We start from the raw sequence: 24854 nt of genomic DNA on the forward strand, positions 1-24854 counted from the left end.
GGCCCCGTATGGAGCCGCCTTGTCTGCGTTATGACACGTCGTTTACCAGCCGCAGTCGCGGGTGGCGTTTTGCTCTTCCAGATGCGTCATCAGCGGCTGGAAGTAGGCGATGATGGCCGAGCCATCCATCTCACGCGTGCCGGTGAAGGCTTCCAGCGCGTCCGGCCAGGGCTGGCTTGCACCCATTTCCATCATCGCGTTGAAGCGGGCACCGACCTCTTCATTGCCGTAGATCGAGCAGCGATGCAGCGGGCCTTCCCAACCGGCCATTTCACAGGCCGCTTCGTGGAACTGGAACTGCATGATGAAGCTCAGGAAATAGCGTAGATAGGGGACATTATTGGCGATGTGGTATTTCGAGCCCGGGTCGAAAGCACCGTCGCCACGCTCGACCGGCGGCACAATGCCCTGATAGCTCTCGCGCAATTCCCACCAGGCTTCATTATAGTTTTCCGGCTGGATCTCACCGCGCAGCACGCGCCAGCGCCACTGATCCATCATCACGGCGAAAGGCAGGAAGGCAATCTTGTCGAGCGCCGTATCCATCAACAGGCCGAGGTCCGCCGAGGCGTCCGGCACGTCGGCGGGATCGAGCAGGCCGATCTGGACCAGGTAGTCCGGCGTGACCGACAGGGCGATGAAATCCCCGATGGCTTCATGGAAACCATCATGGGCGCCGCCCTGGAAGAGGAAGTCCTGATCATTATAAGCGCGCTGGTAGAAGTTGTGGCCCAGCTCGTGGTGCACGGTGACGAAATCATCGGCGTTCACGCGGGTACACATTTTGATCCGGAGGTCTTCCTCACTATCCAGATTCCAGGCCGACGCGTGGCACGCCACCTGGCGATCGCGTGGCTGGACGATCAAGGAGCGATCCCAGAACGTGTCGGGCAGTTCTTCCATGCCCAGAGAGGTGAAGAAGGTCTCGGCCGTCTCGGTCATCCGGATCGGATCATAGTCCGCATCGACCAGGAGCTGGGTCAAATCATAGGCCGGGCCGGCATCGCTGACAGAGGCAACGTCGCTGAGCGAGGCCCAGGACTGGGCCCACATATTGCCCAGCAGGTCAGCCCGGATCGGCCCTTCAGCCGCCTGGACCTCATCGCCATAGAGGTCGTTGAGGTCGTCACGCACATAGCAGTGAAGCTGTTCGTAGAGCGGCTCGACCTGGCCCCAGAGGCGTTCGACTTCCGCTTCCATCTCGGCCGCCGGCATGTCGTAATTCGACAGCCACATCTCGGCGAGGTCGGAGAAACCCAGATCGCGAGCGCCGGCATTGGCAATTTCGACCATCTCGGCATAATCGGCCGACATCTGCTCGGGATCATAGCTGTCGCGCCAGCCGGCCCAGACATGGGACAGGAATTCCGGATCACGGCTGGTCCGCATGATGTTTTCCAGCTCATTGTGATCGACCATTTCGCCGTCGATTTCCATGAGACCGGTGGAATAGGCGGACCCCATGCGCGTCGTCAGTTCCGACAGGCGCGCGGCCGCAGCACTGTCGGACGGGGCGGGCAGGGTGATGCCGGCTCGCAGGACATTCATCTTGCGCGCCATCTCGGTCGACAGGTCGAGCTCGTTGTAGCGCGCGGTTTCTGTTGCCAGGCGGACCGCCATCTCCGTGCCCTGGGTCGACATCCGCTCCAGCAGCCAGTTGGTGTCATAGGTGATGAAATTATTCTGTACCCAGGCTGTGCGGGCGCCGAACTCGCTGAATTCACGCAGCTCGCTTTCGGCATCAGCCAGGAAGCGTTCAGCATCGGCGACCGTCACCGCCGCATCGCTGGACGAGTTCGCGGCTGCGGTCTCACTGCCGCCTGCCGGTGTTTCGGTCGGTGCACTGCACCCGGCCAAGACGGCCAGAAGGGCGCCGGATGCGACGCCCGCCATCAATCGTTTCATGATCATTTCTCCCCATCTGCCTCACAAGGCAGGTTTGGCTATCGGACGCTATCCTGAGGGCCTTGACGTGCAGGTCAAGACGTTCCCACGCAAAAGTGTGCGCATAACCGACGATACACGGCTATCGCGCCGCTGCGGCACGCATGACGCGTTCCATGCCATCCAAAAAGGCGGACCGGTCCTTGGGTCCAAAGGGTTTTGCGCCCGTGGTCACCGTCCCGGTCTCGCGCAAATCGGTCATCAGGTTCCGGGTCGCCAATGAGGCGCCGATATTGTCCTCGGTCCAGAGTTTCCCGCGTGGATCAATCCCGATCGCGCCAGCCTTGATACAGCGATCGGCCAGCGGGATATCAGCTGTCACGAAGACATCGCCCGGTCCGATATGGTCGGCGATCCAGTCATCGGCTGCGTCCAGCTTGCCTTCAACAATGACCAGCCGAGCCCATTGAGAATTGGGGCGCCGCAGACCGCCATCGCAGACAAACAGCATCTCGGTCTGATGTCGCTCACCCACGCGGATGATCTCATCCTTCACAGGGCAGGCGTCGGCATCGACATAGATGGTCATCGTCTAGAGCTCGCCGACCGTGGCCAGCATGGCGTCCAGATTGGCGGCGCCCAGCTTGCGGCAGCGCTCGGGCGACCAGCCGAATTCCGGATCGGGCAGGTCCGCATTGTCCTTGAACGGCATCTCCAGAGTCATCGCCAGGCATTTGAATTCATTGGCCAGATAATTGGTGCAGACCGAGAGATTGGCCGTGCCCGGCGCATCCACATCATAGCCATGCTCGGTCTGGAAATCCGGGCTGGCGAGGCAGAGCGCGTCCTTGTAGCCATCCAGCAAGTCTTGGCCGCGCGCATCGAAATTCGGCGCGCCCTCGCCACCGGCGATGAAATTATAGGGCAGGGCCTCATCGCCATGGACGTCGAGGGCGAGATCAATGCCCGTCTCGCGCATGCGGCCGAGGACATGGAAGACTTCCGGTGAATTCTCCGGCGTGGCCTTGTCCCATTCGCGGTTCAGATTGACGCCCTTGGCATTGGTGCGCAGATGACCGCGCTTGGAACCGTCGGGATTCATGTTCGGGACAATGTGAAAGACGGCGTGCTCGCGCAGCTTGCGGGCGACCGGATCATCATCATCGAGCAAACGACCGAGAAAACCCTCCATCCACCATTCTGCCATCGTCTCACCGGGATGCTGGCGCGCCGTGACCCATATCGTTCGGGTAGCACTGTCGGCCTCGCCAACCGTCAGCAAGTCCATGGTCTGTCCGTCCAGCGTCTCGCCAAGGACTTCCAGTTCAACGGCGTGGTGTAATTGAGCCCAGGCGATCAGGTCCTGATGACGTTCCATGGAGAAGGGCGCGAAATAGGCAAACCAGACCGTGTCGGCTTCCGGGACATGGTGCAGGGTCAGCACCCCCTCCGCATAGTCGGTGTCGATCCGGAACCAGGTTTCGCGGTCATAGGAGGCACAGGCCTGATAGCCGGGCCAGCCTTCCAGATAGGCTGCACCGCCGGCATTCTCGATCGCCATGGTGAGCTGTTCGCCCATCGCGCCGGTGACGCGGAAATGGAACCATTGATAGAAATCCGAGTCCTTGTCCTTGCGGATTTCCAGCCGGATCCGGCCCGGATCTGCGGCGTCGAGAACCTCAATATTGCCGCTGTCGAAGGCGTCGGTGATGTGAAGTGACATGAGGCGCTCCGGATTGATCGCTAAAGGGTGACTCGCTTGTGAAGCTGATAGACCATATCGCACGGCCAATCGATGGCGCACCTGCGTCGAGGATTGTTGGATGACGCCCCGGGGCGTCGGCTCGGGAGATACACAACATGATGATCTGGCTATCGCGCATCGTTCGCTTTGGATTGCCGCTCTTTGTCTCGGCGATCTTTCTCGACTCGCTGCGCTATAAATTCACCGACGCACCGGAGACGCAGGAAATCTTCGGTCGGCTCGATGGCTGGGCGACGAGCCTTGGCGCGCCGGGCCTGTTTGATCATACCGGCCTGTTCAGCCAATACGTGATCGGTTCTGCCGAACTTGTTGCTTCTGCACTCCTATTGATTGGATTTATACCCGCTTTTCGGCGCCTTCAGGTCGCCGGTAGTGCTCTGGGTCTGGCGATCATGACCGGGGCAATCAGCTTCCACCTCTTCACGCCGCTCGGCATTGATCCGAACTCGGATGGTGGAGGATTGTTTGTGGCCGCTTGCCTGGTCTGGCTGTCCTGCCTGGGCTTGCTGGTGATCAAGCGTCAGGATTTGCTGGCGCTCGGTTGCGGCCTCTTTCGGGCCTTCATTCCAACCAGGCGATAGACGAGCAAGGCGGCGAGAATGCCGCCATGGATCCACGGGGCGAGCTGGAAGCCTTTCACCATGAAGCCGTGATGCAGCACCGCCAAGATGGCCAGGGGATAGACGAGCCGGTGCAGACCCTGCCAGCGCCGCGACCCCAGCAAGCGCTGCATCCCGTTGAAAGACGTGATCGCCATGGGAATCAGCAGGATGAAGGCACTCATGCCGAGCGTGATGTAGATGCGGTCCGTCACATCGCGCCACAGGGCCGCCATAGCGCCGCTCGCCGTCCCGGCTTCGATAAAGAGGTCGAGCCCGAGATAGGCCAGGATGTGCAGGAGTGCGTACCAGAAGGCCGCCAGGCCGATCCGGCGCCGCACCATCATGATTGGCCCCCACTTCGTCAGATCGCGAATGGGCGTCACAGCGAGCGAGATCAGAAGAATCCGGATCGCGGTGTCCCCGAGAAAGCGATGCGTGGTCTCGATCGGATTGAAGCCGAGCCCGTGCGGCTGCCCGTTGAGCAGCATGGCCCATTGCCAAGCCAGCCAGATCCCGGGCAGGGCGAGCAGCCAGAAGGTCAGCGGCTTAAGGAGATGGCGACTGAAGGTGCGCAGGAGGGGATTGCGGGCCATGGGTGAGAGCTCGATGCCGGCTAGTGGTTTTCGATCAGATCCATGCCGGCATACATGTGCGCGACCTGCTCGGAGTAGCCATTGAACATCTCCGTGTCCCGACGGGCGAAGACATTGCCGCCAATCACCCGCTCGGACCGCTGGCTCCAGCGTGGATGGGCCCGGTTCGGATTGACGTTGGAGTAGAAGCCATACTCATGCGGTGCGGACCGGTTCCAGCTGGTCTCGGGCTGTTCGGAGACGAAGCGGATTTTCACAATAGATTTTATAGACTTATAGCCATACTTCCAAGGCACGACGAGGCGGACCGGGGCGCCGTTCTGGTTCGGCAGGACCTCGCCATAAAGCCCGACGGCGAGGAAGGCGAGTTCATTCATGGCTTCATCCATGCGCAAGCCTTCAACATAGGGCCAGTCAAGCACCGGAAAGCGCGTGCCGCGCATTTCATCGCGGTCCAGATCCGTCACAAACTGGACGTAGCGGGCCTGCGATGTGGGCTCGAAACTCGCCAGCACGGAGGCGAGAGGGACGCCGATCCACGGGATTACCATCGACCAGGCCTCGACACAGCGCAGCCGATAGATGCGCTCCTCCAGATCCGAGAAGTCGACCACGTCTTCAAGGGCGAAAGTGCCGGTACGCGCGGCATGGCCCTCGACGTCGATCGACCAGGGATCTGTGGTCAGGGCGCCGGCATAACGGGCCGGGTCGTCCTTGCCCACGCCGAATTCGTAGAAATTGTTATAGCCGGTCACCGCAGGATAAGGCGTCAGAGGATCCGCGACCTGATAGTCGCCCGAGCGATGGGCGAGCTCACCACTGGTAGGTCGTGTGCCCGCTGCAGCGGGCGCCGCACCGTCCTGGCCCGATTGGGCCTCGCATGCACTCAGGCCCGTAAGGGCGAGCGCGCCGCCCGAGGCGATGATCTTGCGGCGATTGAGATAGAGGCCCTTCGGTGTCACGTCGTCTTCGCGACTTTGCCAAGGGTGTTTCTTGTGAATGAACATGTGTCGATATCCGTGCCTGCTCGGTTCAGAACCTAGGGCAAATTGCGGACACGTCTTCCCCTCCAACGGTTTCGTGATGACTTGGCGGGATGATGTTACCCTGACTTGAGCCGGTCTCCGGCCTGAATGGGGAACCCGAAACAACAAGTTTGGCGTTGACGGCGCCCTTGAATCCGTGCCGCAACTGCCACTGAAACGGGTGCCCTGGTCGGCGCGCCCGACAACCACCTGACAGGGGTCTCAATTGCCCAGCCAAACCAGCCGTTCCACGCTCAATGTCCGCAATGCCACGCTGGAGGATATCCCCGGCATCATCGCGCTCGTCGGCAAGGTGTATCCCGAAATGGGAGCCTATTCAGCGGGCATGCTGCAGGGGCAGATCTCCAACTTCGCCGACGGTCAGGTCGTGGTGGAGTATGACAGCGAGATTGTCGGTTACGCGGCCAGTTTCATTATCGATGGCGATACAGCGCTCAAGCCGCACACTTGGGACTCCATCACAGGCGGCGGCTATGCCTCGCGCCACAATCCCAAGGGTGAATGGCTGTACGGGATGGAGGTCTGTGTCGACCCGGACCGCCGCCGTCTGCGTATTGGTCAGCGCCTCTATGACGCCCGCAAGGAATTGGCCGAGCGCTATGAGCTGGACGGGATCGTTTTCGGCGGGCGCATGCCGAACTGGCAGCGCAAACGCAAGCAATACACGTCGGCCAAGGCCTATCTTGATGCTGTCATGGCGCAGGAAGTCTCCGACCCGGTGATCCGCTTCCAGACCCGGATGGGGTTTGAACCGATCGGGGTCCTGAAAGCCTATCTGCCCAGCGACCGGGCCTCGCGGGGATGGGCCAGCCATATGGTCTGGCGCAATCCCTATGCCGTGGAGCAAAAGCTCAGTGCCAACGCCCCGCCCGGACAAAAAGACATTGTCCGGGTCGCGACGGTGCAATTCCAGCAGAGGCGGGTTGAGAGTTTCGACGAGTTTATCAGCAATATCGAATATTTCGTCGATGTGACCTCGGATTATCGCTGTGATTTCGTGGTCTTTCCGGAGCTCTTTACCCTGCAGCTTCTCGCGCTCGAGGAAACCCGGCTGACCCATGCCCAGTCCATCGAACGCCTGACCGAGTACACGCCGCATTTCGTCGAGAAAATGCGCGAACTGGCGATCAGCTATAATATCAACATAATCGGCGGCTCTCACCCGACCCGGACGGAGGATGACGACATCCAGAATGTCGCCTATGTCTTCCTGCGCGACGGGTCAGTGCATGCTCAGGAAAAGATCCACCCGACGCCATCCGAGCGGCATTGGTGGAATATCCTTGGCGGCGACGAGATCATCACCATCCCGACCGATTGCGGTCCGATCGGCGTTCTGATCTGTTATGACAGTGAATTCCCCGAATTGGCGCGCAAGCTGGTGGATGCCGGCGCGAAACTCCTCTTCGTTCCTTTCTGCACCGATAACCGCCAAGGCTATTTGCGGGTGCGCTATTGCGCCCAGGCGCGGGCGATCGAGAACCAGTGTTATGTAGTGATGTCCGGCAATGTGGGAAATCTGCCGGGTGTGGAAAACATGGACATCCAATACGCCCAGTCCTGCATTCTCACGCCCTGCGACTTCCGTTTCGCGCGCGATGGCGTGGCCGCGGAATGTACCGAGAATGTTGAGACGGTTGCCATTGCCGATCTGGATCTGACCGATCTGGACTGGGCCCGGCAGGAAGGTACGGTCCGCAATCTTCGTGATCGTCGATTTGATCTCTACAAGGTCGATTGGAAAGCCTGATGTCGATCGCGGTCCGTGCCGCCGGTCCGGCCGATCTGGATCGGATCGATAGCATCGAGGGCGCGAGCTTCACTACCGATCGGTTTGCCCGCCGCAATCTCGCACGCATGCTGCGTGGCGGGTGCACGCAATTCCTGCTCGGGGACACAGACGCGAGGGCAGGCGGCTATCTTGCGCTGAGCCTTCGTAAGGGCAGCCGTGTCGCCCGGATTTATTCCCTCGCAGTGGCGCCGGACAGCCGTCGACGAGGTGTCGCCGAAGCCCTGATCGAGGCCGCAAAGAGGCTCGCGACCGCGCAAGGGCGTGACTGCTTGCGGCTTGAAGTCCGAGCCGGAAACAGGGCGGCGATCAATTTGTATGAGCGGCTCGGATTTCGCTTGCATGACAGGCGAAATGCCTATTACGAGGACGGTGAAACAGCCTTGGTTCTGCAAGCCCCGACCGGCCCCCACGCAGAGCCTGATAATGCGGAGCATGACCCCCTTTGAGCGACTGGCTCATTCTCGTTGAATTTCCCAACGACCTCGCCCAGCACGAAACCCCGCACAAAGTGCTGCGCGTTCGCGATTACCTCGCCAATCCGGCCCTGTTCACCCAGCGCCGCCCCAATATTCTCAATCTGGCGCGCTCCTATGGCTACCAGACGCAGGGTTATTACGCCTCGCTGCTGGCCGAGGCTCGCGGACACCGGATTGCCCCGACCGCCCAGACCATGGTCGAGCTGTCCCGCAAGAGCCTCTATGCCCAGGCGCTCCCGGAGCTCAATGCGGCGCTGGCGCGCGAGTGCCGCGATCCATCCAGCCTGCCCTCCACCCTGACAATCGCTTTCGGGCGCGTCGATCAGGCCGGGCTGACCCGTTTTGGAAAGCTCCTTTTCGACTGGTTCCGCGTGCCGGTTCTGGAAGTATCGCTGGGCAAAGCAGGGCAGGGCATTGATCGCATTCGGCCACTGGCCCCGAACAGTCTCAAGGGCGAGGTCCGGGCCTTCTTCCTCGACGCGCTCGAAACCTATACCCAGCGTGGCTGGTCCGACCGCAAGGAGCGGTCGCCTGCGCGTTGGTCCCTGGCAGTCCTGACCGATCCGGCGGAAGACATGCCGCCGTCCAAACCCGCCTCACTGAAACGGCTCGCCAGCGTCGCCGCACGGATGGGCGTGGAGGTGGCCTTTATCGGTCCCAATGATTTGGCCAGTCTCGCCGAGTATGATGCTCTCTTCATCCGCATGACGACCGCGATCGACAATGTCACCTACCGCTTCGCCCGACGCGCTGAGCAGGAGGGCATGCCGGTGATCGACGACACGGCCTCGATGATCCGTTGCACCAACAAGGTCTTCCTGAAGGAATTGCTGGAATTGGGCGGCGTGGCAGCACCGCGCACGGAGGTCATTGACGAGAACCAGCCGCTCGACGGCTTGATGGACCGGCTGGGGACGCCGGTGGTGTTGAAGGCGCCCGATGGCTCATTCTCCCGATCGGTACACAAGGTCTCGACCGAAGCCGACCTCAAGATGCGGGCGAAACAATTATTCGAGGACACGGCGCTGATCATTGCCCAAGAATATCTTCCCACCAGTTTCGACTGGCGTGTCGGTGTCCTGGATGGCGAAGCCCTGTTCGCCTGTCAGTACAAGATGGCGAAAGGGCATTGGCAGATCATCAAGCATCGCGAGGGCGCCAAATCGCTGGAGGGCGGCTCCGCGACCTTCGACGTGGTTGACGCGCCGGCCGCAGTCATCGAGACGGCACTCGCAGCGGCCCGCCTGATTGGCAGTGGCCTGTACGGGATCGATCTCAAGGAAACACCGGAGGGTGTTTACGTCATCGAGATCAATGACAATCCGAACCTGGAAAGCGATGTGGAAGGCCTTGTCCTCAAGGACCGTCTCTGGGAATCCATCATCCGCTGGTTCGCCCGTCGCCTGGAAACCCGGATCGGGCTTTCGGCTTTACCGGCCCAAGCCCGGACCTGAGGAAAGGCCCCAAAATCCGGGCGAGGGACTGTTCGGGCTTAGCTGGACGCGTCTTGAACGGCTTCGCCGGCGCGTTCGATGTCCTGGCCTGCACCACGCAGTGTATTGCAGCCGGCCAGACTGATGGCGAACAGTGTCATTGCGGTCAAAGTGATGATCTTCTTCATGGCAAATCCTTTTCTGTGCCGTCGCGGCAGCATGCAAGAGCCCGCGCCGATGGACAACAAATAGCCACGGGGTCACAGAGAATCCTACTGCGCGCCCTGTTGCGCTGCTTGCGGTCCGACCAGGTGATCAGCGTCACTCAGGCTGGCGAGATAGACGATAATGCTCCGTCGAGCGTCGGCGTCATCCAGGCGAAAGCGCATTCGTGTACCTGGTATCATTGCAGTCGGGTCGGCGAGCCAGCGGTCGAGGGTCTCGGCATTCCAGACAATCGCCGCCTCGGCGAGCGCGTCCGAGTAGGGATAGTCAGGCACGGCGCCCGCGGCGCGGCCAAAGACACCTCGATGCATGGGCCCATACTTGTTGCGGTCTGGCGCGTGGCAGTTTCCGCAATATTGCCGGTAAAGGACTTCGCCACGCTCTGCTTGCGGTGCCGGATCAGGTGCACTGTCGCTCATGGCAAGGGACATCAAGGCCAGGAACGTTGTGGATGAGGGCAGTCCGATCATGATGGCGCAGTCCGCAGTTTCGGGGGCAGCAGAGCGTGGCGAAGCAAGGTGTCACTCCGCAATAATGTCGCGATGTTGCGGAGCGAGGGCTGCGAGGAGCCGGTTCTGGGCCCGGAAGGGAACCCCATTATCACTCATCGCGACCTGCAGGTTCTCGACGAGGGCATAGAAGTCCGCCTCCGTGACGCCCATGCCCCGATGGGCTTCTGACATCGAACGTCCGGTGTAGGTGCAGGGGCCGTTGAGGATGACGCAAAACTGCTCGACAAGCATGCGCTTGACGCGCGTTTCGTCGATCCCCCGGAAGAATGGCGCGGTGCGTTCGTCCGCGTTCAGATTGACCAGGAAGTCATCCATGATCCGCTCCAGGCCAGGGCGGCCGCCAAAGCGTTCGAACAGGTCCTGTCCGTCCGTGATGACCGGTGTGACCGGAGCGGAGTCCTGGGCCGCGAGCGCCGGCATGGCGGAGCTGGCCAGAAAGGTGAGGGCGAGGCCCGTCGTCAATGTCTTGAGCATGATTGTACTCCTGCGTTTGGACGCGATTATCGGGATCAGAAAGAGAAGTTCAGGGAGGCGTAGACGCCGGTCTGGTCACCCACCACGATATTGCCGAGATCGACATAGGCGAGCGTGGCCGAGACATTCTTGGTCGGCGCCCATGCGACGAAGACGTCGAAGGCGTCACCCTCGGCGGCGATGGCGAGATTGTCCGGCTTGGTCCGATATTCTGCACCGACCGCCAGAAAGCGATTGATCAGATAGGCGGCAGACGCCTCGAACTCGACACTGTAATCCTCGTCAAAGCCGAGAATGCCGAACTGGTTGGCCTGGGTCATCCGGACCGTGGCGTTCAGCAGCAGGCTCTGGTCAAGATAAAGCTTCGTGGCGGACAGATAGACATCCAGCCCATCGCCGTCATCGGCGCCGAGTGACTGGACCAGTGCGTCCTGGGCATTGTCCTTGTACTGGATGCCGACCGAAACCTGCGGGATCCAGCTGTCCTGCTCCAGCACGGCATCACCGAACAGACGGACCTTTGCGCCGTAAGTGGTCACGTCGATATCGTATTCCGGGCCGAGACCGAGCGCGACGCCGACATCTTCGAGATTGAAGGATTGCTGCGAGATCGAGAGTTCGACGCGATTGAAGATCCCGACCTGGACGCCATAACTTTCCAGTGAATAGTCATCCGTCTCGACGCGGGTGAAATACCCGGCGCCACCGATCTGGTTTTCGGTCCCGTACCCCGCGATCAGGGCCCAGGGGGTCAGACCGCCGCCGGCCGACCCTTCGACCTGGCTCACCCCGCCGGTCAGGAGCAGGCGACCCGAAGAGGGGCCGCTCAGATTGAACAGGCCGTCGCCATCCTGGCTGAAGGCCGGCGCGGTCGTCGTACCGAGCGCAAGACTGGTCAGGACGAGTGATAAGCGTGATGTGAATGCCATGTGTTCCCCCGCGTGGAAAAGAATGGGTCGACACCGCCGAAAGGGCGGCCTCGGGAGCAGTAACGAAGCGCGTCGCGAAGCGGATGCATCGAGGCTTCAAAAACACGATCCGACCCCGGGATTGCCTTTGAGCCGCGGCGGGCTATGTGCCGGGAGGGTGGCCGGTTTATGCGGTCTTGATGATCGGACAGGTGCGAAAAACTCATGGATCCGGAACGGCCAAAAGCGCTGTTGAAACAGGTCTCTCTCGGGAGTCGCTCGGCCTTCAGCGAACTCTATGACATCACGAATGCGAAGCTGTTCGGGGTGACCCTGCGTATCTTGCATGACCGCGCTGAAGCCGAGGAAGCCGTGCAGGATTGCTATCTCAATGTCTGGCGACGCGCCGCCAAGTATGATGCCGGACGGGCGAGCGCCATGTCCTGGCTGATTGCGGTTGCCCGGAATGCCGCGATTGACCGCTTGCGCCGTCGCCGCGAGACCGCGCCACTCGAGTCCGCGCCGGAACCGGCGGATGAGAGCCACTCGGCCGAGGACCTCGTGGTCTTTGCGGGCGAGGCGGATCGGCTGCATGATTGCCTCGGTGCCTTGTCCGGGAAGGAATCGGAATTTGTGCGACAGGCCTTCATGACCGGGCAATCCTACCCGGAGGTCGCCCGGGCGGCTGACAAACCCCTGGGAACCGTAAAAAGCGTCATCCGCCGCGCGCTCATGAAGCTGCGAGATTGCCTGGAGCCGTCATGACCGAGCACGAGACCCCATCTTCCCACGGCCCCGACCTGCTGGCGGCAGAATATGTCCTGGGCGTCCTCGATGTGTCCGAGCGCGAAGCCGCGGAAACTCGGCTGCAAGAGGATGCGGATTTCGCGGACGCCGTGGCGCGCTGGCAGGGACGATTGGGTCCGCTGGCGGCGCCGGTCAGTCCGGTGTCGCCGTCGCCGGCGCTCAAACGACGCATTGAAGCGGCTCTGTTCGGGTCAGGCACGACAGAGACATCATCAACGGGCTGGCTGGGGAGCCTGGTGTTCTGGCGCACGACCACCGCCGTCTCGGCAGTCGCAGCTGCAATCGCCATTGCCGTGAACCTGGTCCAGCCAACCGGTCCCGCCGGCCCGTTGGAGCCGGACGGCGTCGAGACCTCATCCTCGGGCTATTTTGCAGCCTTGCGCGATGGCGATGCGGCGCCGGTCATTCTGGTCCGCTTCGAGCCGGACACGGGCGAACTGGTCTTGAGCGGTCCGGTCGCGAGTGATCTCGCGGATCCGGTCCAGCCCGAACTCTGGATTATCCCGCCCGGTGAAGCGCCGCGCTCGCTCGGCTTGATCGCTGACACGGATGGCGTGGTGGATTCACGCGTACCGGTAGGAGCCGAGCTGGTAGCGGCAATCGGTGAGGGGGCGGTTCTCGCCATCAGCCTGGAGCCGCCAGGCGGGTCGCCGACCGGCGCTCCGACAGGCCCGGTGATCGCTGTCGGCACGGTTCAAACGCTCTGACTTGACGGATGTCCGGCTGTCCGGTGGCGGAGGGGGAGTCCGTATTACCGGCGTACCCGCATTTTCCCGCACGTCTCAAAAAGGTAAGCCTACAAAAGCATTTCCGGGCTTGCCTGTCTCGACACGTCCCAGCTTGTACCCCATAATCGCGGCTCTTTGTTGGGGCAATTGTTGGGGCTGCTGTTAGGGCACGGGTCTCAAAGCGGGGCAAAATGGCCGGAAGCCGGATGCTGAACAAGATGAGCGCGCGGACCGTCTCGGCGCTTATGCGTGAGGACGCCAAGCCTGGGCGACATGGCGACGGCGGTGGGCTTTACCTGAGCGTCGGGCCGGGAGGCGCGCGGCGCTGGGTGTTTCTGTTTCGCTGGCGCGGCAAGCTGAAGGAAATGGGGCTTGGCCCGGCGCGGTCTGTTTCGCTCGCAAAAGCCCGTGAACGGGCCGCAGACGCCCGCGAGAAGGTTGCGGATGGGGTGAACCCAATTGCAGCGAAACGCGCTTCCACGTCAATTCCTGAGTTCGGGGCGTTTGCGGTGGAGGTCGTCGAAAGCCTCGCCCCGCAATGGCGCAACTCGAAACACCGCGACCAGTGGAAGGCGACGCTGGCGAACGATGCGGCCGCGCTGGCGCATATCAGCGTGGACCGAATCGACACCGAGGAAGTGCTGGGAGTCCTGAAACCAATCTGGAGCGACAAGCCGGAAACCGCCTCGCGCCTTCGCGGGCGTATTGAGCGTGTTCTCGACGCGGCTAAGGCCAAGGGATACCGCGATGGCGAGAACCCGGCGCGCTGGAAAGGCCATCTGGCGAACCTGCTCCCGGCGCGGCAGAAGCTCACGCGCGGCCATCACCCCGCCATGCCCTATGCCGACATGCCGGAATTTTCGTCAGCACTACGCGCGCGCGAGGGCGTTTCGGCACGGGCGCTGGAGTTCCTGATTCTCACGGCAGCGCGGTCCGGTGAGGTGCGCGGCGCGCGCTGGTCTGAAATGGATCTGCAAAAACAGGTTTGGACCGTTCCCGCCGATCGAATGAAAGCGGGCAAGGAACACCGCGTTCCGCTCACGGCCGAAGCCGCCACCATTCTGGAGGCCATCAAACCGCTTACCGGCGGCGAGCCGGATGCGCCGGTGTTTCCCGGAACCAAGGGCAAGCCGCTATCAGACATGTCCCTCGCGGCGGTGCTGCGCCGAATGAAGATACCAGCCAGCAAGGCGAGCGTTCACGGCTTTCGCTCCACCTTCCGCGATTGGGCGGGCGAGGCGAGTACTTTCCCGCGTGAGCTTGCTGAGGCGGCGCTGGCGCATGCGGTCGGCGATGCAGTGGAGCAGGCTTACCGGCGCGGCGATGCGCTGGAGAAGCGACGGCGGATGATGGAGGTCTGGGCGCAGTTCTATTTTTCAGCGGCTGCTGAAGCAGACGTGATTGAGCTAAAGGGACGTGCTCATGCACCGTAAGAAGGATTGGCCCCGACCATTTCTGTTTGATCCGTTGCGGCAACAACCCGGAGCGAAAGACAAAACTGTGCCGACATCGCCGCTCGATGATCCACGCGGGCATTTGGAATATGGCTTGGCCGAGATTTTGAAGCAGGCTCAGTCCGCAATTGATCGCGCCCCCGAAAGTGATGAGGCAAGGCTGGCGAAGCGGATGATTAAGCGGGCGGAGAGTATCCGTTTACTTTGCGCGCTTGGAAAATCAGAGCTAGCCGCGTCAGAGGGCATAATGCTCGGCTGGGATTTTGGGCAACTCATCATCGAGTTTGGCTTGGCTGAGCGGCTGGGACATGGGGCTCAATCGCAAGCCAACAAGCGAGAAAATGCAAAGCGTTCGGTTCAGGCGCGAAGACAGGATTTCGATGACTGGGCGCTACCCATCGCGCACGAGGTCGTCGAGGCCGCGTTGGTTATGAAAGAGCGAATCTCGCAGTCGCAGGCCGCCGAAGCGCTGTGTGACCGGGCGCATGAGCAGTTTCCCGGCGCGAAAATCCCAAAAAGCACGCGCGCGTATGAAAACCACATTCGGCGCTGGCGGGAAGAAGGGCGGATAGTGCTCAGACGTGAAACATGAAGGGTACTAAGTTTCATGGGTCGCACATTGCTGCGCCATGCTGTCAATAGGTGTCCTCCGAGGTTCGCCGAGCGGTTCGGCGATGGAGAAAGGAGGACAATATGCCAGACAAGGCCAAACGTGCCGCTTACTCGGTTCTCGACGCGGCGCAATATCTGGGCGTATCGCGCTCGCAGGTGTACCGCCTGCTCGCGGACGGCTCGCTTGATAGCCTGAAAATCGGCTCGCGGCGCTTAATCCGGCGCGATGCGATGGACGCGCTTCTGGAGCGGTCCGTCGCTCCTAGTCAGTCCTGAAAAGTGAAATGCCCCCAGCGCTGTTAGCGGCAGCGCCAGGGCGTATTCCAAACAAACCTTGGATGGAGGTTTATAACGATGGCGAAACTACGCCAGCGCGCGACCTCGCGCAATCATTTCGACCTGCCGCTTTTCCGCTTTGCGGCCCGGCGTGAAGATACCCGCCGCCTTTCCTATGCCGAGCGTTTCGTGCGCTCGCGCATGCCCTATCGCCCCGCCGAGACCGTGAAGCTGTACGCCTCGCTCGCGGGCCTGAATAGGGAGGACTAGGCCATGACGGAGACCGTTCTTGTCACCTTTCCAAGCGCGCCAGAACGCCCCGGCGTCTCTCTTACCGGGCGGGATGCCTGGGCGCTGGTGAAGCTAGCCGAAGCCGGGCCGAAGGGCGTCACGCCCATTGATACTCCCGGCCCGCGCTGGTCGGCTTATGTGTTCAATTTGCGGAGCCTTAGCCTCAATATCGAGACCCGGCATGAACGCCACGGGCCGCCCTTCGCGGGAAGCCATGCGCGATATGTGTTGCATGAGACCGTTTCGATAAGGGCGCTCGCGCCTTCCAGCGAGGGAGGCGGCGACTAGGCGAAACCGGGAGGGCGGGCTTTGCGTCCGCCCCCAGCGCCTGCCGTATCCTGAAACATGAAAGCAAATGAAAACGGCCGCTCGCGCCGGGAGCCGCCGCACGCCCGGATTTATTCAAGCTGGTATCTCCTCCCGGCGTGGCGAACCCTTGATAGCCGGGGGCGGGATTTGGTCACGCATGTGACGGCGGCGTACCGACCGCCTGAGCACGGCAAGCCGAACGCCTTCGAGCTTTCAGACGCCACCGCGGCGGCGATGCTGGGGTGTTCTGAGAATACTGCACGGGCCGTGGTAAGCGCTTGCGTTGAACGCGGCTGGTTTGTCTTGGAGCGGCGCGGGGCGTTCGCTGGGCCGAAGGGCACACGGGGACGAGTGATTTCGCTCGCCTGCTATCCGACCGAAACCCGCAAGGCGGAGCCCCAGCGCTTCAAGCGATGGCGGCCACAGGAAAATTCAACGGCGCAAAATTTGTGGTTCACGCTCGCGCCCTATGACGGCGAACGGCGCAAAAACCGCGCCGTACGGGGCGCAAAATCTGCGGAGCGCGGCGGGCGCCGAAAATCGCGCGGGCGGGGGCGGAAAGGTTAGACGAGACACGGCCGGACGCGCTGGGGCGGCGGCGTGGATGCGCGGCGGTTTGAACCGCTTATAGGTAGGCGCTAGGCAAGCGAAGCGCGGCGCAAACCGGGAGACGGGCCTCACTCGGTATCAAGGTACTGTGGCGCAAGCTCGTTCCAGACGCCATCGACAGCCAATGTCATTGCCTGTTCCTGCGGACTAAGGGAGTTATACTGCTCCGGCGAGAAGAACATAATACGCATTTCGGCGTCAGGCTTTCTTATCGTTGACGTCGTTGGGCCGCTCATGCTGCCGAGCGTATTGCAGGTGCTTCCTGAGCAGTTTGTGGTTCCAGAGTAATTGTAACCGCCTGTCGAGATTGTTTCCGACCTGTATCCGCTCTCGTCAGTGAGCAGAGCGAAATGACTAAACCCGTTGTCCCTGCCGATTTCAGCGGCGCGCAGATAGATAAAATCTTCTATTTGACCGAGGCGAGCGAAAGCGTTGCCGCCAGCGCGGATTTGGTAGACTTGCTGACCAACCTGGCGATGCTCTACGCCTCCAGTAAATCCCATCTCGCCATATGTTGTGCAGGATGCTGCTAAGAGCGCAGCGACAAACGCTAACCAACGCATAGACATCTCCCTCGTTTTTTCGAGTTATTCGAAAATCGTGGCACCTAAGGGGCGATTAAGCAATCCGGAGCAAGCGAAGCCCGGCGCGAGCTGGTGACACGTTCCAGCGCGAGAATGAATTTGACCGGGTCCAGACACGAGCAGACAAGATACGAAAGCGCCTCGGCGGCTCGCCCGCCGTGGAGAGCATACCGCCCAAGCCGAAGGGCATGCATTGGCGCACGTATGGCCGTTATTGCGAAGAGCTGTAAGCGGCGGACCGGGCGTTTTACCGTCATGTCCGAATGCGATGGCCCGGCGAGTTCCCGTACGGGAGGGGCGGGGTTAATCGCTAGCGCCATCCGAGCGGGAGCTGGCTTAGAGGGCCAATTTCCCGCTTCCTCAATTCAGGGTATGAGGCGCGTTTGAATCTCTAGGCGCCGGAAACCGGAGACCGGCGCTAAGGCTCGCGCGTCATAAACGCCCTAATTTTTGATCGGATCTGATGGTCAATTTCGAGAGCAGTACGCGCCCACGCGCGAGTCGATGTTGGGGCATTTGTTAGGGCAAGAGAAAGTCCACTCGCGCTATCACATTGCATTTCATGTCTTATTTGGGAAATTATGGCGGAGGGGGAGGGATTCGAACCCCCGGAACCTCGCGGTTCAACGGTTTTCAAGACCGCCGCAATCGACCACTCTGCCACCCCTCCGTCCGCTTCACTTAGCGGGCAATGACGGGTCTGCGCAACTCTCCACTTGCAGCTTACCCTCCTTTCACCATTCTGGGCTAAAAAGACGGAAGGGTGGGTGTCCGGACAGGAGTGGACCCGGCATGCAGACGTGGCGATTTCTACTGACAGGGCTGGCCTTGAGCCTGGTTGCGGCCTGTACCTCGACCCCGGATCAGGTGCGCCATTATTCCGGCAGCGCCTCCACGCCAACCGGTTCGGGCAACTGGGCGCCGGCATCAAGCGGTTCCACGCGTGCCTCGAGGCCGCTCGATGCGCGTGGTCTTATCGCGGCCTCCAGCGACCATCAGAAGGTCGGCCGAACCTATACGGTGGCGGGTCGAACTTACCGCCCACAACGCAATGATAATTATGATGAAACGGGCATTGCCTCCTGGTATGGGCCGAATTTCCACGGGCGTCCGACCGCCAATGGTGAAGTCTTTGACCAAAATGCAATGACGGCGGCTCACACAACTTTGCCAATTCCCTCGATTGCCGAAGTGACCAATCTGGAAAACGGGCGCTCAGTCATCGTCCGGATCAATGATCGCGGCCCCTTCGTGGATAATCGCCTGATCGATCTCAGCCGGGCTGCTGCAACGGAACTCGATTATATCGGCGCCGGCCTGGCGCATGTGCGCGTGCGGTATCTCGGCCCTGCCCACGAAAACGGGGCACCTCCGGAGCGCGTCTACCAGGCCAATGCGGCACCCACGCCTGCTTTCCAACCGGAACCGACCCGGGTCGCGGCCGTTCAGCCGGCGACTATCGAGCCGACCCCGGCCTGGCAGCCGTCATCTGCGCCCGGGGGGCGATTTTCGCTCCAGGTCGGCGCTTTCTCTGACCCGGACAATGCCCGGGAATTCGCGCGGCGCATCGATGGCGCCGGGGATGTCCGGGTTGAGGCCGGCACCGCGTTAACGGGTCAGATCTGGCGTGTTTTTGTCGGCCGCTGGTCGGATCGCAATGCCGCCCACGCCGCCCGCGGAACACTCGCCGACTGGGGCGTTTATGACGCCCGCATCGTGGCGGTAAACTAGGCACAAAGACTGCCCCTGTCGTGACCGCGACGCTGGACGTCATCGTCTTGCCGCGCTTCAATGCTTCCTTCGCCTCGAACCACTACCGATTCCGGCCAGGGAGCGTCTCGACGTGCGCGTATTTTCAGCCTTTGTTTTCCTCATCTCGCTTTTGGTTTCGGCGCCGCTCCAGGCGCAGACCACCTACCAGACCGAAGCCAGTCACGCGGCCATTCTCGACGCGGAGACCGGTGAGGTTCTGTATTCACTCAACGGTGATGAGGCCATGCCACCGGCCTCGATGAGCAAGATGATGACCGTGTTGATGGTGCTTGAGGCGCTGGAGGCCGGGTCTTTGTCGCTGGATGACGAGTTGCCGGTCTCCGAACATGCCTGGCGGACCGGTGGTGCTGCGTCCGGCTCCTCGACCATGTTCCTGGAGGTGAATTCGCGGGCCCGCGTCGAGGATTTGCTGCGCGGCGTAATCATCCAGTCCGGCAATGATGCCTGCATCGTGTTGGCAGAAGCCCTTGGCGGGACAGAAGAAGCCTTTGCCGACATGATGACGGATCGCGCACACGAGCTCGGCCTGACATCGGCGAGCTTCGCCAATGCCACCGGCTGGCCGGACCCTGACCATCGCATCAGTGCTATTGATCTCGCCCGGCTGGCCCGCATCCTGATCGAAGACCACCCCGAGTATTACGGGATCTGGGCCGAACGCGAGTTCACCTATAACGGCATCCGCCAATACAATCGCAATCCGCTTCTGGGCGTCTTCTCCGGCGCGGATGGCCTGAAAACCGGGCATACCGAGGAAAGCGGCTACGGCTTGGTCGGATCGGCCGAGCGTGATGGTGAGCGCCGCATCATTGTCTTCAACGGCATGGACTCGAACGCGGCACGCGCCACCGAGGCCGAGCGCATGATGCGCGCCGCTCTGAGTGATTACAGCCTCTATCGCCTGTTTGAGGCGGGCGACGCGGTCGACCACCGGGCCGAGGTCTTCATGGGCGACACCGAAACCGTCGCGCTTCGGGTTGCAAGCGACGTCACCGCCGGCCTGCACCGCCGGGCACGTCGCGACTTGACCGTAACCGTCAGCTATGATGGGCCGCTTGTCGCCCCGATCCAGGAGGGTGATGTGGTCGGCTCTCTGATCGTTGAAGCGCCGGATTATGACGCCCGGGAATATGATCTCGTGGCCGCCGAAAGCGTCGCCGAGAAGGGTCTGATCGGGCGGATCGGCGCGGCCATAGTCCATATGCTGCGAGGCTGACGGGTATGGCCGGGGGGAAGTTCATCACGCTGGAAGGCGGCGAGGGCGCAGGCAAGACCACGCTCATCCGCGGTTTGACGCACGCGCTGGCCGATCGCGGGATTGATACGGTCGTGACGCGCGAACCCGGGGGGACGCCGGGCGCTGAACTCCTGCGGGACCTTTTGCTCAACGGCGATGTCGAGCGCTGGTCGTCGCGGACGGAGGCCTTGCTCATGTATGCGGCCCGGGTCGATCATGTCGAACGCTGCATCAAACCGGCGCTGAACCGAGGCGCCTGGGTCCTGTGTGATCGTTTTGCTGATTCCACGCGGGCCTATCAGGGGGTCGGCGGCGGCTTGTCGGCGGCGGAGCTGGCCGAGCTCCAGCACTTTTCACTGGGTGCGTTTCACGCGGATCTGACCTTGATCGTCGACCTTGAGCCTGCGATCGGGCTCGAGCGAACGATAAAGCGCGGTGAAAAAATTACGCGGTTCGAGAAATTCGACGCCGATTATCATGAGCGCCTGCGCCAGGCCTTCCTCGATATTGCGGCCGAAGAGCCGCAGCGCTGTGTTGTGCTGGATGGCAGCCAGTCGCCGGAGGCGGTGCTCACCGCCGCGCTCGATATGGTCAATGCACGCCTGTTTTCACCGGCATGAGCACGGATCCCGATATCGGGTCCGACGTTCAGCCGGGCTGCCTCGCCCCGCGCGAGCGCTATGACTTGTTTGGGCATGAAGTGGCGGAAGAGGCGTTCGCCACTGCCTGGCAGAGCGGGCGACTGCACCATGCCTGGATGATCAGCGGGCCACGCGGTGTCGGCAAGGCCAGCCTTGCCTGGCGGGCCGCACGGCGCGTGCTGGGTGCCCGACCGATGCCGGAAGCCGGGCCATTGGGGGCCAGTGCCCAGGATCCGGTCTGCAAGCTGATCGAGTCCCAGGCCACGCCCGATCTCTTGCTATTGAGACGCCCTTGGGATGACAAGCGCAAGCGCTGGCGTGCCGAGATCACGGTCGAGGAAGCCCGGCGGGCGCCTCACTTCTTTGAAATGAGCTCCGGCGGCGGTGGCTGGCGCGTCTGTATCGTCGATTGCGCTGACGACATGAATAACAATGCCGCCAATGCCCTGTTGAAAACGCTGGAAGAGCCACCGCATCGCGGCGTGCTGTTTCTGGTCACCCATACGCCGGGGCGTTTGCCGGCCACCATTCGCTCACGCTGTCGCCGTTTGAGCCTGCGGGCTCCGTCTGCGGAAGCGACCGCCAGTTGGCTCGAGCAAACCGGCGCGGCGCCGGATACCGGTGCGGCGCTGGCGGCTGCGCGTCTCGCCGGCGGTGCACCGGGGCGGGCCCTGGCTCTGATCTCCGGCGGTGGTGTGGAGTTGGCGGCCGAGGTCAATCTTCTTGTGGATCGCGGTGCTGCGGCCAATGATGCCGACATTCGCAAGATCGCCGAGCGCCTCAGCCTGAAGGGCCAGGAGGAGATGCGCGACCTGTTTTATGAAGTACTCGCCAACGCCATTCGCGCCCAGGCCCGCGACCGGGCCGAAGCCGGTCAGGACCCGACGGCCTGGCTGGACAGCTGGCGGGACCTCAATGCGCTTGTCCGCGATGCCAACGCGCTTTATCTCGACCCCAGACAGACCCTCTTGAGCGCGCTTGGCCAGGTCCGCGATGTAGCGCGCAAGGAAAAGGCCCGCGCCTGAGCATGTATATCGACAGCCACGTCAATCTGCATGGCGAGCAGTTCGCCGAAGATCTCGATGCCGTGATCGAGCGGGCGAGGGTGGCGGGCGTCGGCCGAATGATCACGATCTGCTGCCAATTGACTGATTTCGAAGCGGTGTCGGCGATCGCCGAGGCGCATGACGATATCTGGTGCACGATCGGCGCCCATCCGCACCACGCCAAGGACCGTCCCGACATCACCGCTGACGAGCTGATAGAGATCGCGCAGCATCCCAAGGTCGTCGGAATCGGTGAAACCGGGCTTGATTTCCACTATGGGTATTCGCCCAAAGAGATGCAATTACAATCTCTTACCTCCCATATTGAAGCCGCCCGCCGGGCCGATTTGCCGCTCATTCTGCATACGCGCGAAGCCGATGAGGCGATGGCGGATCTGCTCGAGGAGGAAATGGGGAAGGGGGCCTTCCGCCCCTTGTTGCACTGTTATACCGGCGGGGCTGAACTGGCCCATCGGGCTTCCAAGCTCGGTGCTTATTTCGCGGCGTCAGGCATTATCACCTTCAAGAAGGCCGAGGATGTCCGCGCCGTGTTTCGCGACGAGGTCGCTGATGACCGCGTCATCGTCGAGACCGATTGTCCCTATCTCGCGCCAGTCCCGCACAGAGGCAAGCGCTGCGAACCGGCATTCCTGCCGGATGTTGCGCATGGCCTGGCCCAGGTGAAGGGTTGGACCGATGAGGAATGTGCGACGCGCACCACCGAGAATTTCTTCCGGCTGTTTGACCGGGTTCCGAGGCCATGACCGCGATCACCCGTCTGACGCTGCTCGGAACCGGATCATCCGGCGGTGTTCCGCGGGCCAATGGGGATTGGGGAGCCTGCGATCCGTCCAATCCGAAGAACCGTCGCCGACGGTGTGCGGCCCTGATCGAGTACGCAGCCAGTGAATCCGATCTTGCAGACGGCGAGGCTGTCACACGCGTCGTGATTGATACATCGCCGGATTTCCGCGAGCAGATGCTGTCTGCCGGGGTCCGGCGCATTGATGGCGTGGTGATGACCCATGACCATGCCGACCAGACGCACGGCATCGACGACCTGCGTGCCTTCGCCTATCTCCAGCGCCAACGGATACCGGTCTGGATGGACAAGCCGACCGCTGACAGCCTGAGCAATCGCTTCAGCTATACATTTCAGGCGCCACCGGGATCGGGTTATCCGCCGATCCTTGACCTGAAAGCGATGCCCGCGTGCGGTGACACGCTTTCAATTGAAGGGCCGGGCGGTCCAATCGCGATCATTCCGTTCGACCAGGAACATGGACGGATACGATCTCTGGGATTTCGGATTGGGGAGCTGGCGTATTCAGCCGACATCAATCGCTTGCCCGATGAGAGCGCGGACATCCTGTCCGGCATCCGGTGCTGGGTGGTTGACGCATTGCGGGACGAACCGCACCCGACGCATTTCAATATCGACGATGCGCTCGCGGCGATCGACCGGGTCAGCGTTCCGGAGGCCGTTCTCACCAATCTCCATATCACGCTTGATCATGGTGCGCTTGCCGAGCGTTTGCCGGACGGAGTCCGTCCCGCGCATGACGGGCTCGCTATCGAGGTTCGAAACGGGTCGGTTTCTATCCGCGGCTGACTGCGACAGATCAGGTGGTGTGCTGCAGCAGCACCGGCGTACCGTACCATTTATTTCTCATAATATTTATTATGCGTGCTATTGATGTTGCGTTGCGACGCAATTCACGGATCGGTCGCCTTCTATAGAGTTCGAAAAAGCGCACTACTTTCAGGTGCCTTATTCAATTGTCTCAAGCTTCGTCTTATTCGAATTTTCGTTCGCGTGGTATGAGAGGTGAAATTTCCATCCTGCTTTAAGTATCTCTGACGGGCTTACATGGCAGCAAATCGGATTATGGTCAGCCCGATCAAATTCGCGTCTGCCATCGGAGCTCGACATGTCCGCGCCGCCAGAAACCCTGCCCCCGATCGATCGCCTTCTCGCCATCATGACGAAGCTCCGCGATCCCGATGGCGGCTGCCCTTGGGATCTCGAACAGGATTTCGCGAGTATCGCGCCCTACACGATCGAGGAAGCCTATGAAGTCGCCGATGCGATCGAGCGAAAGCGCTATGACGAGTTGAAGGACGAGCTCGGCGATCTCCTCCTTCAGGTCGTGTTTCACAGTCAGATGGCGTGCGAAGCCGGTCTGTTCGGGTTTGATGACGTCGCCCGGGCGATCAACGACAAAATGGTTCGCCGTCATCCACACGTCTTTGGCGACGCGACAACACGCGACAGCGTCACCCAGACCGCGGAATGGGAAGCCCTCAAAGCCGCTGAGCGCAAGGCGTCAGACAAGGGTGAGAGCCTGCTGGATGATGTTCCGGTGGCCCTACCCGCTTTGAAACGCGCCCAGAAACTGCAGAAGCGTGCGGCCACGGTCGGTTTTGACTGGCCGACCGCGGATCGCGTTCTGGACAAGGTCGATGAGGAATTGGCTGAAGTGCGCGAAGCGATGGCCCAGCATGATGCTGACGCGGTCGCCGAGGAAATCGGCGATCTAATATTCGTGTGCACCAATCTGGGTCGCAAGATGAAGGTCGATGTCGAAGCCGCGACCCGCAGCGCCAATGCCAAGTTTGAGCGGCGCTTCCGACATATCGAACGGGCACTTGAGGCGCAGGGCCGGACGACGTCCGACGCCTCACTGGACGAGATGGAAGCGCTTTGGGATCAGGCGAAAAAGATCGAGAAAGGCGTGGCCGAATCCGCCTGAGCGATGAAAACGGCTAGCCCCAAC

Annotated in this window: 28 protein-coding genes and 1 tRNA gene; 18 read left to right on the forward strand and 11 right to left on the reverse strand. The window is 61.6% G+C overall.

Annotated features, from left to right (window positions below; all coding sequences use genetic code 11):
* Nucleotides 1–42: 42 nt before the first annotated feature.
* The 3 genes from Q0X62_RS09175 to Q0X62_RS09185 form a co-directional block, all read right to left on the reverse strand.
* Nucleotides 43–1905, reverse strand: coding sequence for a M2 family metallopeptidase (locus tag Q0X62_RS09175; RefSeq protein WP_297734454.1), 1863 nt, complete (start codon nucleotides 1903–1905; stop codon nucleotides 43–45).
* Between the two features lie 121 nt (nucleotides 1906–2026).
* Nucleotides 2027–2473, reverse strand: a complete 447-nt coding sequence (locus tag Q0X62_RS09180; protein WP_297734456.1) for a YaiI/YqxD family protein — start codon at nucleotides 2471–2473, stop codon at nucleotides 2027–2029.
* Between the two features lie 3 nt (nucleotides 2474–2476).
* Complete coding sequence (locus Q0X62_RS09185; protein ID WP_297734459.1) at nucleotides 2477–3607, reverse strand: M14-type cytosolic carboxypeptidase; 1131 nt, start codon at nucleotides 3605–3607, stop codon at nucleotides 2477–2479.
* Nucleotides 3608–3744: 137 nt separating this feature from the next.
* Here Q0X62_RS09185 and Q0X62_RS09190 point away from each other — a divergent pair, with 137 nt between their 5' ends.
* Nucleotides 3745–4230: a hypothetical protein gene (locus tag Q0X62_RS09190; RefSeq protein ID WP_297734461.1), complete on the forward strand. Its 486-nt coding sequence runs from the start codon at nucleotides 3745–3747 to the stop codon at nucleotides 4228–4230.
* Here the strand turns inward: Q0X62_RS09190 and Q0X62_RS09195 are convergent.
* Nucleotides 4170–4844, reverse strand: a complete 675-nt coding sequence (locus tag Q0X62_RS09195) for a sulfite oxidase heme-binding subunit YedZ (protein ID WP_297734464.1) — start codon at nucleotides 4842–4844, stop codon at nucleotides 4170–4172. The two genes, Q0X62_RS09190 and Q0X62_RS09195, sit on opposite strands and share 61 nt — an antisense overlap.
* A 20-nt stretch (nucleotides 4845–4864) precedes the next feature.
* Nucleotides 4865–5851, reverse strand: coding sequence for a protein-methionine-sulfoxide reductase catalytic subunit MsrP (msrP, locus tag Q0X62_RS09200; RefSeq protein ID WP_297734467.1), 987 nt, complete (start codon nucleotides 5849–5851; stop codon nucleotides 4865–4867).
* 244 nt (nucleotides 5852–6095) lie between these two features.
* On the opposite strand from msrP, the gene Q0X62_RS09205 reads away from it, so the two are divergent.
* From Q0X62_RS09205 to Q0X62_RS09215, 3 genes are read left to right on the forward strand one after another with little or no spacing between them, the layout of a single operon-like run.
* Nucleotides 6096–7640, forward strand: coding sequence for a bifunctional GNAT family N-acetyltransferase/carbon-nitrogen hydrolase family protein (locus Q0X62_RS09205; protein WP_297734469.1), 1545 nt, complete (start codon nucleotides 6096–6098; stop codon nucleotides 7638–7640).
* Nucleotides 7640–8128 (forward strand): GNAT family N-acetyltransferase, encoded by a 489-nt coding sequence (locus Q0X62_RS09210; RefSeq protein WP_297734471.1) that lies wholly within the window; start codon nucleotides 7640–7642, stop codon nucleotides 8126–8128. The genes Q0X62_RS09205 and Q0X62_RS09210 overlap by 1 nt, the downstream gene beginning before the upstream one ends.
* Nucleotides 8125–9612 (forward strand): RimK family protein, encoded by a 1488-nt coding sequence (locus tag Q0X62_RS09215; RefSeq protein WP_297734473.1) that lies wholly within the window; start codon nucleotides 8125–8127, stop codon nucleotides 9610–9612. Before Q0X62_RS09210 ends, Q0X62_RS09215 begins: the two co-directional genes overlap by 4 nt.
* A 38-nt stretch (nucleotides 9613–9650) precedes the next feature.
* Here Q0X62_RS09215 and Q0X62_RS09220 read toward each other — a convergent pair whose 3' ends face one another.
* The 4 genes from Q0X62_RS09220 to Q0X62_RS09235 all read right to left on the reverse strand — a co-directional run bounded on the left by Q0X62_RS09220 (nucleotide 9651) and on the right by Q0X62_RS09235 (nucleotide 11731).
* The gene (locus Q0X62_RS09220; RefSeq protein WP_297734474.1) at nucleotides 9651–9779 is read right to left on the reverse strand and encodes an entericidin A/B family lipoprotein; all 129 of its coding nucleotides are present in this window, start codon (nucleotides 9777–9779) and stop codon (nucleotides 9651–9653) included.
* A gap of 84 nt (nucleotides 9780–9863) precedes the next feature.
* Nucleotides 9864–10235: a c-type cytochrome gene (locus Q0X62_RS09225; RefSeq protein ID WP_297734475.1), complete on the reverse strand. Its 372-nt coding sequence runs from the start codon at nucleotides 10233–10235 to the stop codon at nucleotides 9864–9866.
* Nucleotides 10236–10337: 102 nt separating this feature from the next.
* Entirely contained in the window at nucleotides 10338–10802 is a 465-nt protein-coding gene (locus tag Q0X62_RS09230; protein ID WP_297734476.1) for a group 1 truncated hemoglobin, read from the reverse strand.
* Nucleotides 10803–10837: 35 nt separating this feature from the next.
* Nucleotides 10838–11731: a DUF3034 family protein gene (locus tag Q0X62_RS09235; RefSeq protein ID WP_297734477.1), complete on the reverse strand. Its 894-nt coding sequence runs from the start codon at nucleotides 11729–11731 to the stop codon at nucleotides 10838–10840.
* Between the two features lie 204 nt (nucleotides 11732–11935).
* Between Q0X62_RS09235 and Q0X62_RS09240 the strand changes: the two genes are divergently transcribed.
* The 7 genes from Q0X62_RS09240 to Q0X62_RS09270 all read left to right on the forward strand — a co-directional run bounded on the left by Q0X62_RS09240 (nucleotide 11936) and on the right by Q0X62_RS09270 (nucleotide 16166).
* Nucleotides 11936–12475 carry a sigma-70 family RNA polymerase sigma factor gene (locus tag Q0X62_RS09240; protein WP_297734479.1) on the forward strand — a complete coding sequence of 180 codons (540 nt, stop codon included), beginning with the start codon at nucleotides 11936–11938 and terminating at the stop codon, nucleotides 12473–12475.
* The gene (locus Q0X62_RS09245; RefSeq protein WP_297734480.1) at nucleotides 12472–13224 is read left to right on the forward strand and encodes an anti-sigma factor; all 753 of its coding nucleotides are present in this window, start codon (nucleotides 12472–12474) and stop codon (nucleotides 13222–13224) included. The genes Q0X62_RS09240 and Q0X62_RS09245 overlap by 4 nt, the downstream gene beginning before the upstream one ends.
* A 227-nt stretch (nucleotides 13225–13451) precedes the next feature.
* Nucleotides 13452–14678 carry a site-specific integrase gene (locus Q0X62_RS09250; RefSeq protein WP_297734482.1) on the forward strand — a complete coding sequence of 409 codons (1227 nt, stop codon included), beginning with the start codon at nucleotides 13452–13454 and terminating at the stop codon, nucleotides 14676–14678.
* The gene (locus Q0X62_RS09255; RefSeq protein ID WP_297734484.1) at nucleotides 14668–15291 is read left to right on the forward strand and encodes a hypothetical protein; all 624 of its coding nucleotides are present in this window, start codon (nucleotides 14668–14670) and stop codon (nucleotides 15289–15291) included. The genes Q0X62_RS09250 and Q0X62_RS09255 overlap by 11 nt, the downstream gene beginning before the upstream one ends.
* Nucleotides 15292–15392: 101 nt before the next feature.
* Nucleotides 15393–15587: an excisionase family DNA-binding protein gene (locus Q0X62_RS09260; protein WP_297734492.1), complete on the forward strand. Its 195-nt coding sequence runs from the start codon at nucleotides 15393–15395 to the stop codon at nucleotides 15585–15587.
* A gap of 78 nt (nucleotides 15588–15665) precedes the next feature.
* Nucleotides 15666–15857: a hypothetical protein gene (locus Q0X62_RS09265; RefSeq protein WP_297734494.1), complete on the forward strand. Its 192-nt coding sequence runs from the start codon at nucleotides 15666–15668 to the stop codon at nucleotides 15855–15857.
* A 3-nt stretch (nucleotides 15858–15860) separates the two neighbouring features.
* Entirely contained in the window at nucleotides 15861–16166 is a 306-nt protein-coding gene (locus Q0X62_RS09270) for a hypothetical protein (protein ID WP_297734496.1), read from the forward strand.
* Nucleotides 16167–16864: 698 nt separating this feature from the next.
* Here Q0X62_RS09270 and Q0X62_RS09275 read toward each other — a convergent pair.
* On the reverse strand, nucleotides 16865–17359 hold the full coding sequence (locus tag Q0X62_RS09275; RefSeq protein WP_297734498.1) for a hypothetical protein: 495 nt from the start codon (nucleotides 17357–17359) through the stop codon (nucleotides 16865–16867).
* A 603-nt stretch (nucleotides 17360–17962) separates the two neighbouring features.
* Nucleotides 17963–18050, reverse strand: a tRNA-Ser gene (locus Q0X62_RS09280).
* A gap of 122 nt (nucleotides 18051–18172) precedes the next feature.
* On the opposite strand from Q0X62_RS09280, the gene Q0X62_RS09285 reads away from it, so the two are divergent.
* From Q0X62_RS09285 to mazG, 7 genes are all read left to right on the forward strand, one after another.
* Nucleotides 18173–19111 carry a septal ring lytic transglycosylase RlpA family protein gene (locus tag Q0X62_RS09285; protein ID WP_297734500.1) on the forward strand — a complete coding sequence of 313 codons (939 nt, stop codon included), beginning with the start codon at nucleotides 18173–18175 and terminating at the stop codon, nucleotides 19109–19111.
* Between the two features lie 112 nt (nucleotides 19112–19223).
* Nucleotides 19224–20369, forward strand: a complete 1146-nt coding sequence (locus tag Q0X62_RS09290; protein ID WP_297734502.1) for a D-alanyl-D-alanine carboxypeptidase family protein — start codon at nucleotides 19224–19226, stop codon at nucleotides 20367–20369.
* A 5-nt stretch (nucleotides 20370–20374) separates the two neighbouring features.
* Nucleotides 20375–21010, forward strand: coding sequence for a dTMP kinase (gene tmk / locus Q0X62_RS09295; RefSeq protein ID WP_297734505.1), 636 nt, complete (start codon nucleotides 20375–20377; stop codon nucleotides 21008–21010).
* Entirely contained in the window at nucleotides 21007–22056 is a 1050-nt protein-coding gene (locus Q0X62_RS09300) for a DNA polymerase III subunit delta' (protein ID WP_297734508.1), read from the forward strand. Before tmk ends, Q0X62_RS09300 begins: the two co-directional genes overlap by 4 nt.
* Before the next feature lie 2 nt (nucleotides 22057–22058).
* Nucleotides 22059–22841: a TatD family hydrolase gene (locus Q0X62_RS09305; RefSeq protein ID WP_297734511.1), complete on the forward strand. Its 783-nt coding sequence runs from the start codon at nucleotides 22059–22061 to the stop codon at nucleotides 22839–22841.
* On the forward strand, nucleotides 22838–23689 hold the full coding sequence (locus Q0X62_RS09310) for an MBL fold metallo-hydrolase (RefSeq protein WP_297734515.1): 852 nt from the start codon (nucleotides 22838–22840) through the stop codon (nucleotides 23687–23689). The genes Q0X62_RS09305 and Q0X62_RS09310 overlap by 4 nt, the downstream gene beginning before the upstream one ends.
* Nucleotides 23690–24008: 319 nt before the next feature.
* A complete protein-coding gene (gene mazG / locus Q0X62_RS09315; protein WP_297734517.1) occupies nucleotides 24009–24830 on the forward strand; it encodes a nucleoside triphosphate pyrophosphohydrolase in 822 nt (273 codons plus the stop codon).
* Nucleotides 24831–24854: the final 24 nt, after the last annotated feature.

The organism is uncultured Maricaulis sp. (assembly GCF_947259345.1).
Taxonomy (GTDB): Bacteria; Pseudomonadota; Alphaproteobacteria; order Caulobacterales; family Maricaulaceae; genus Maricaulis.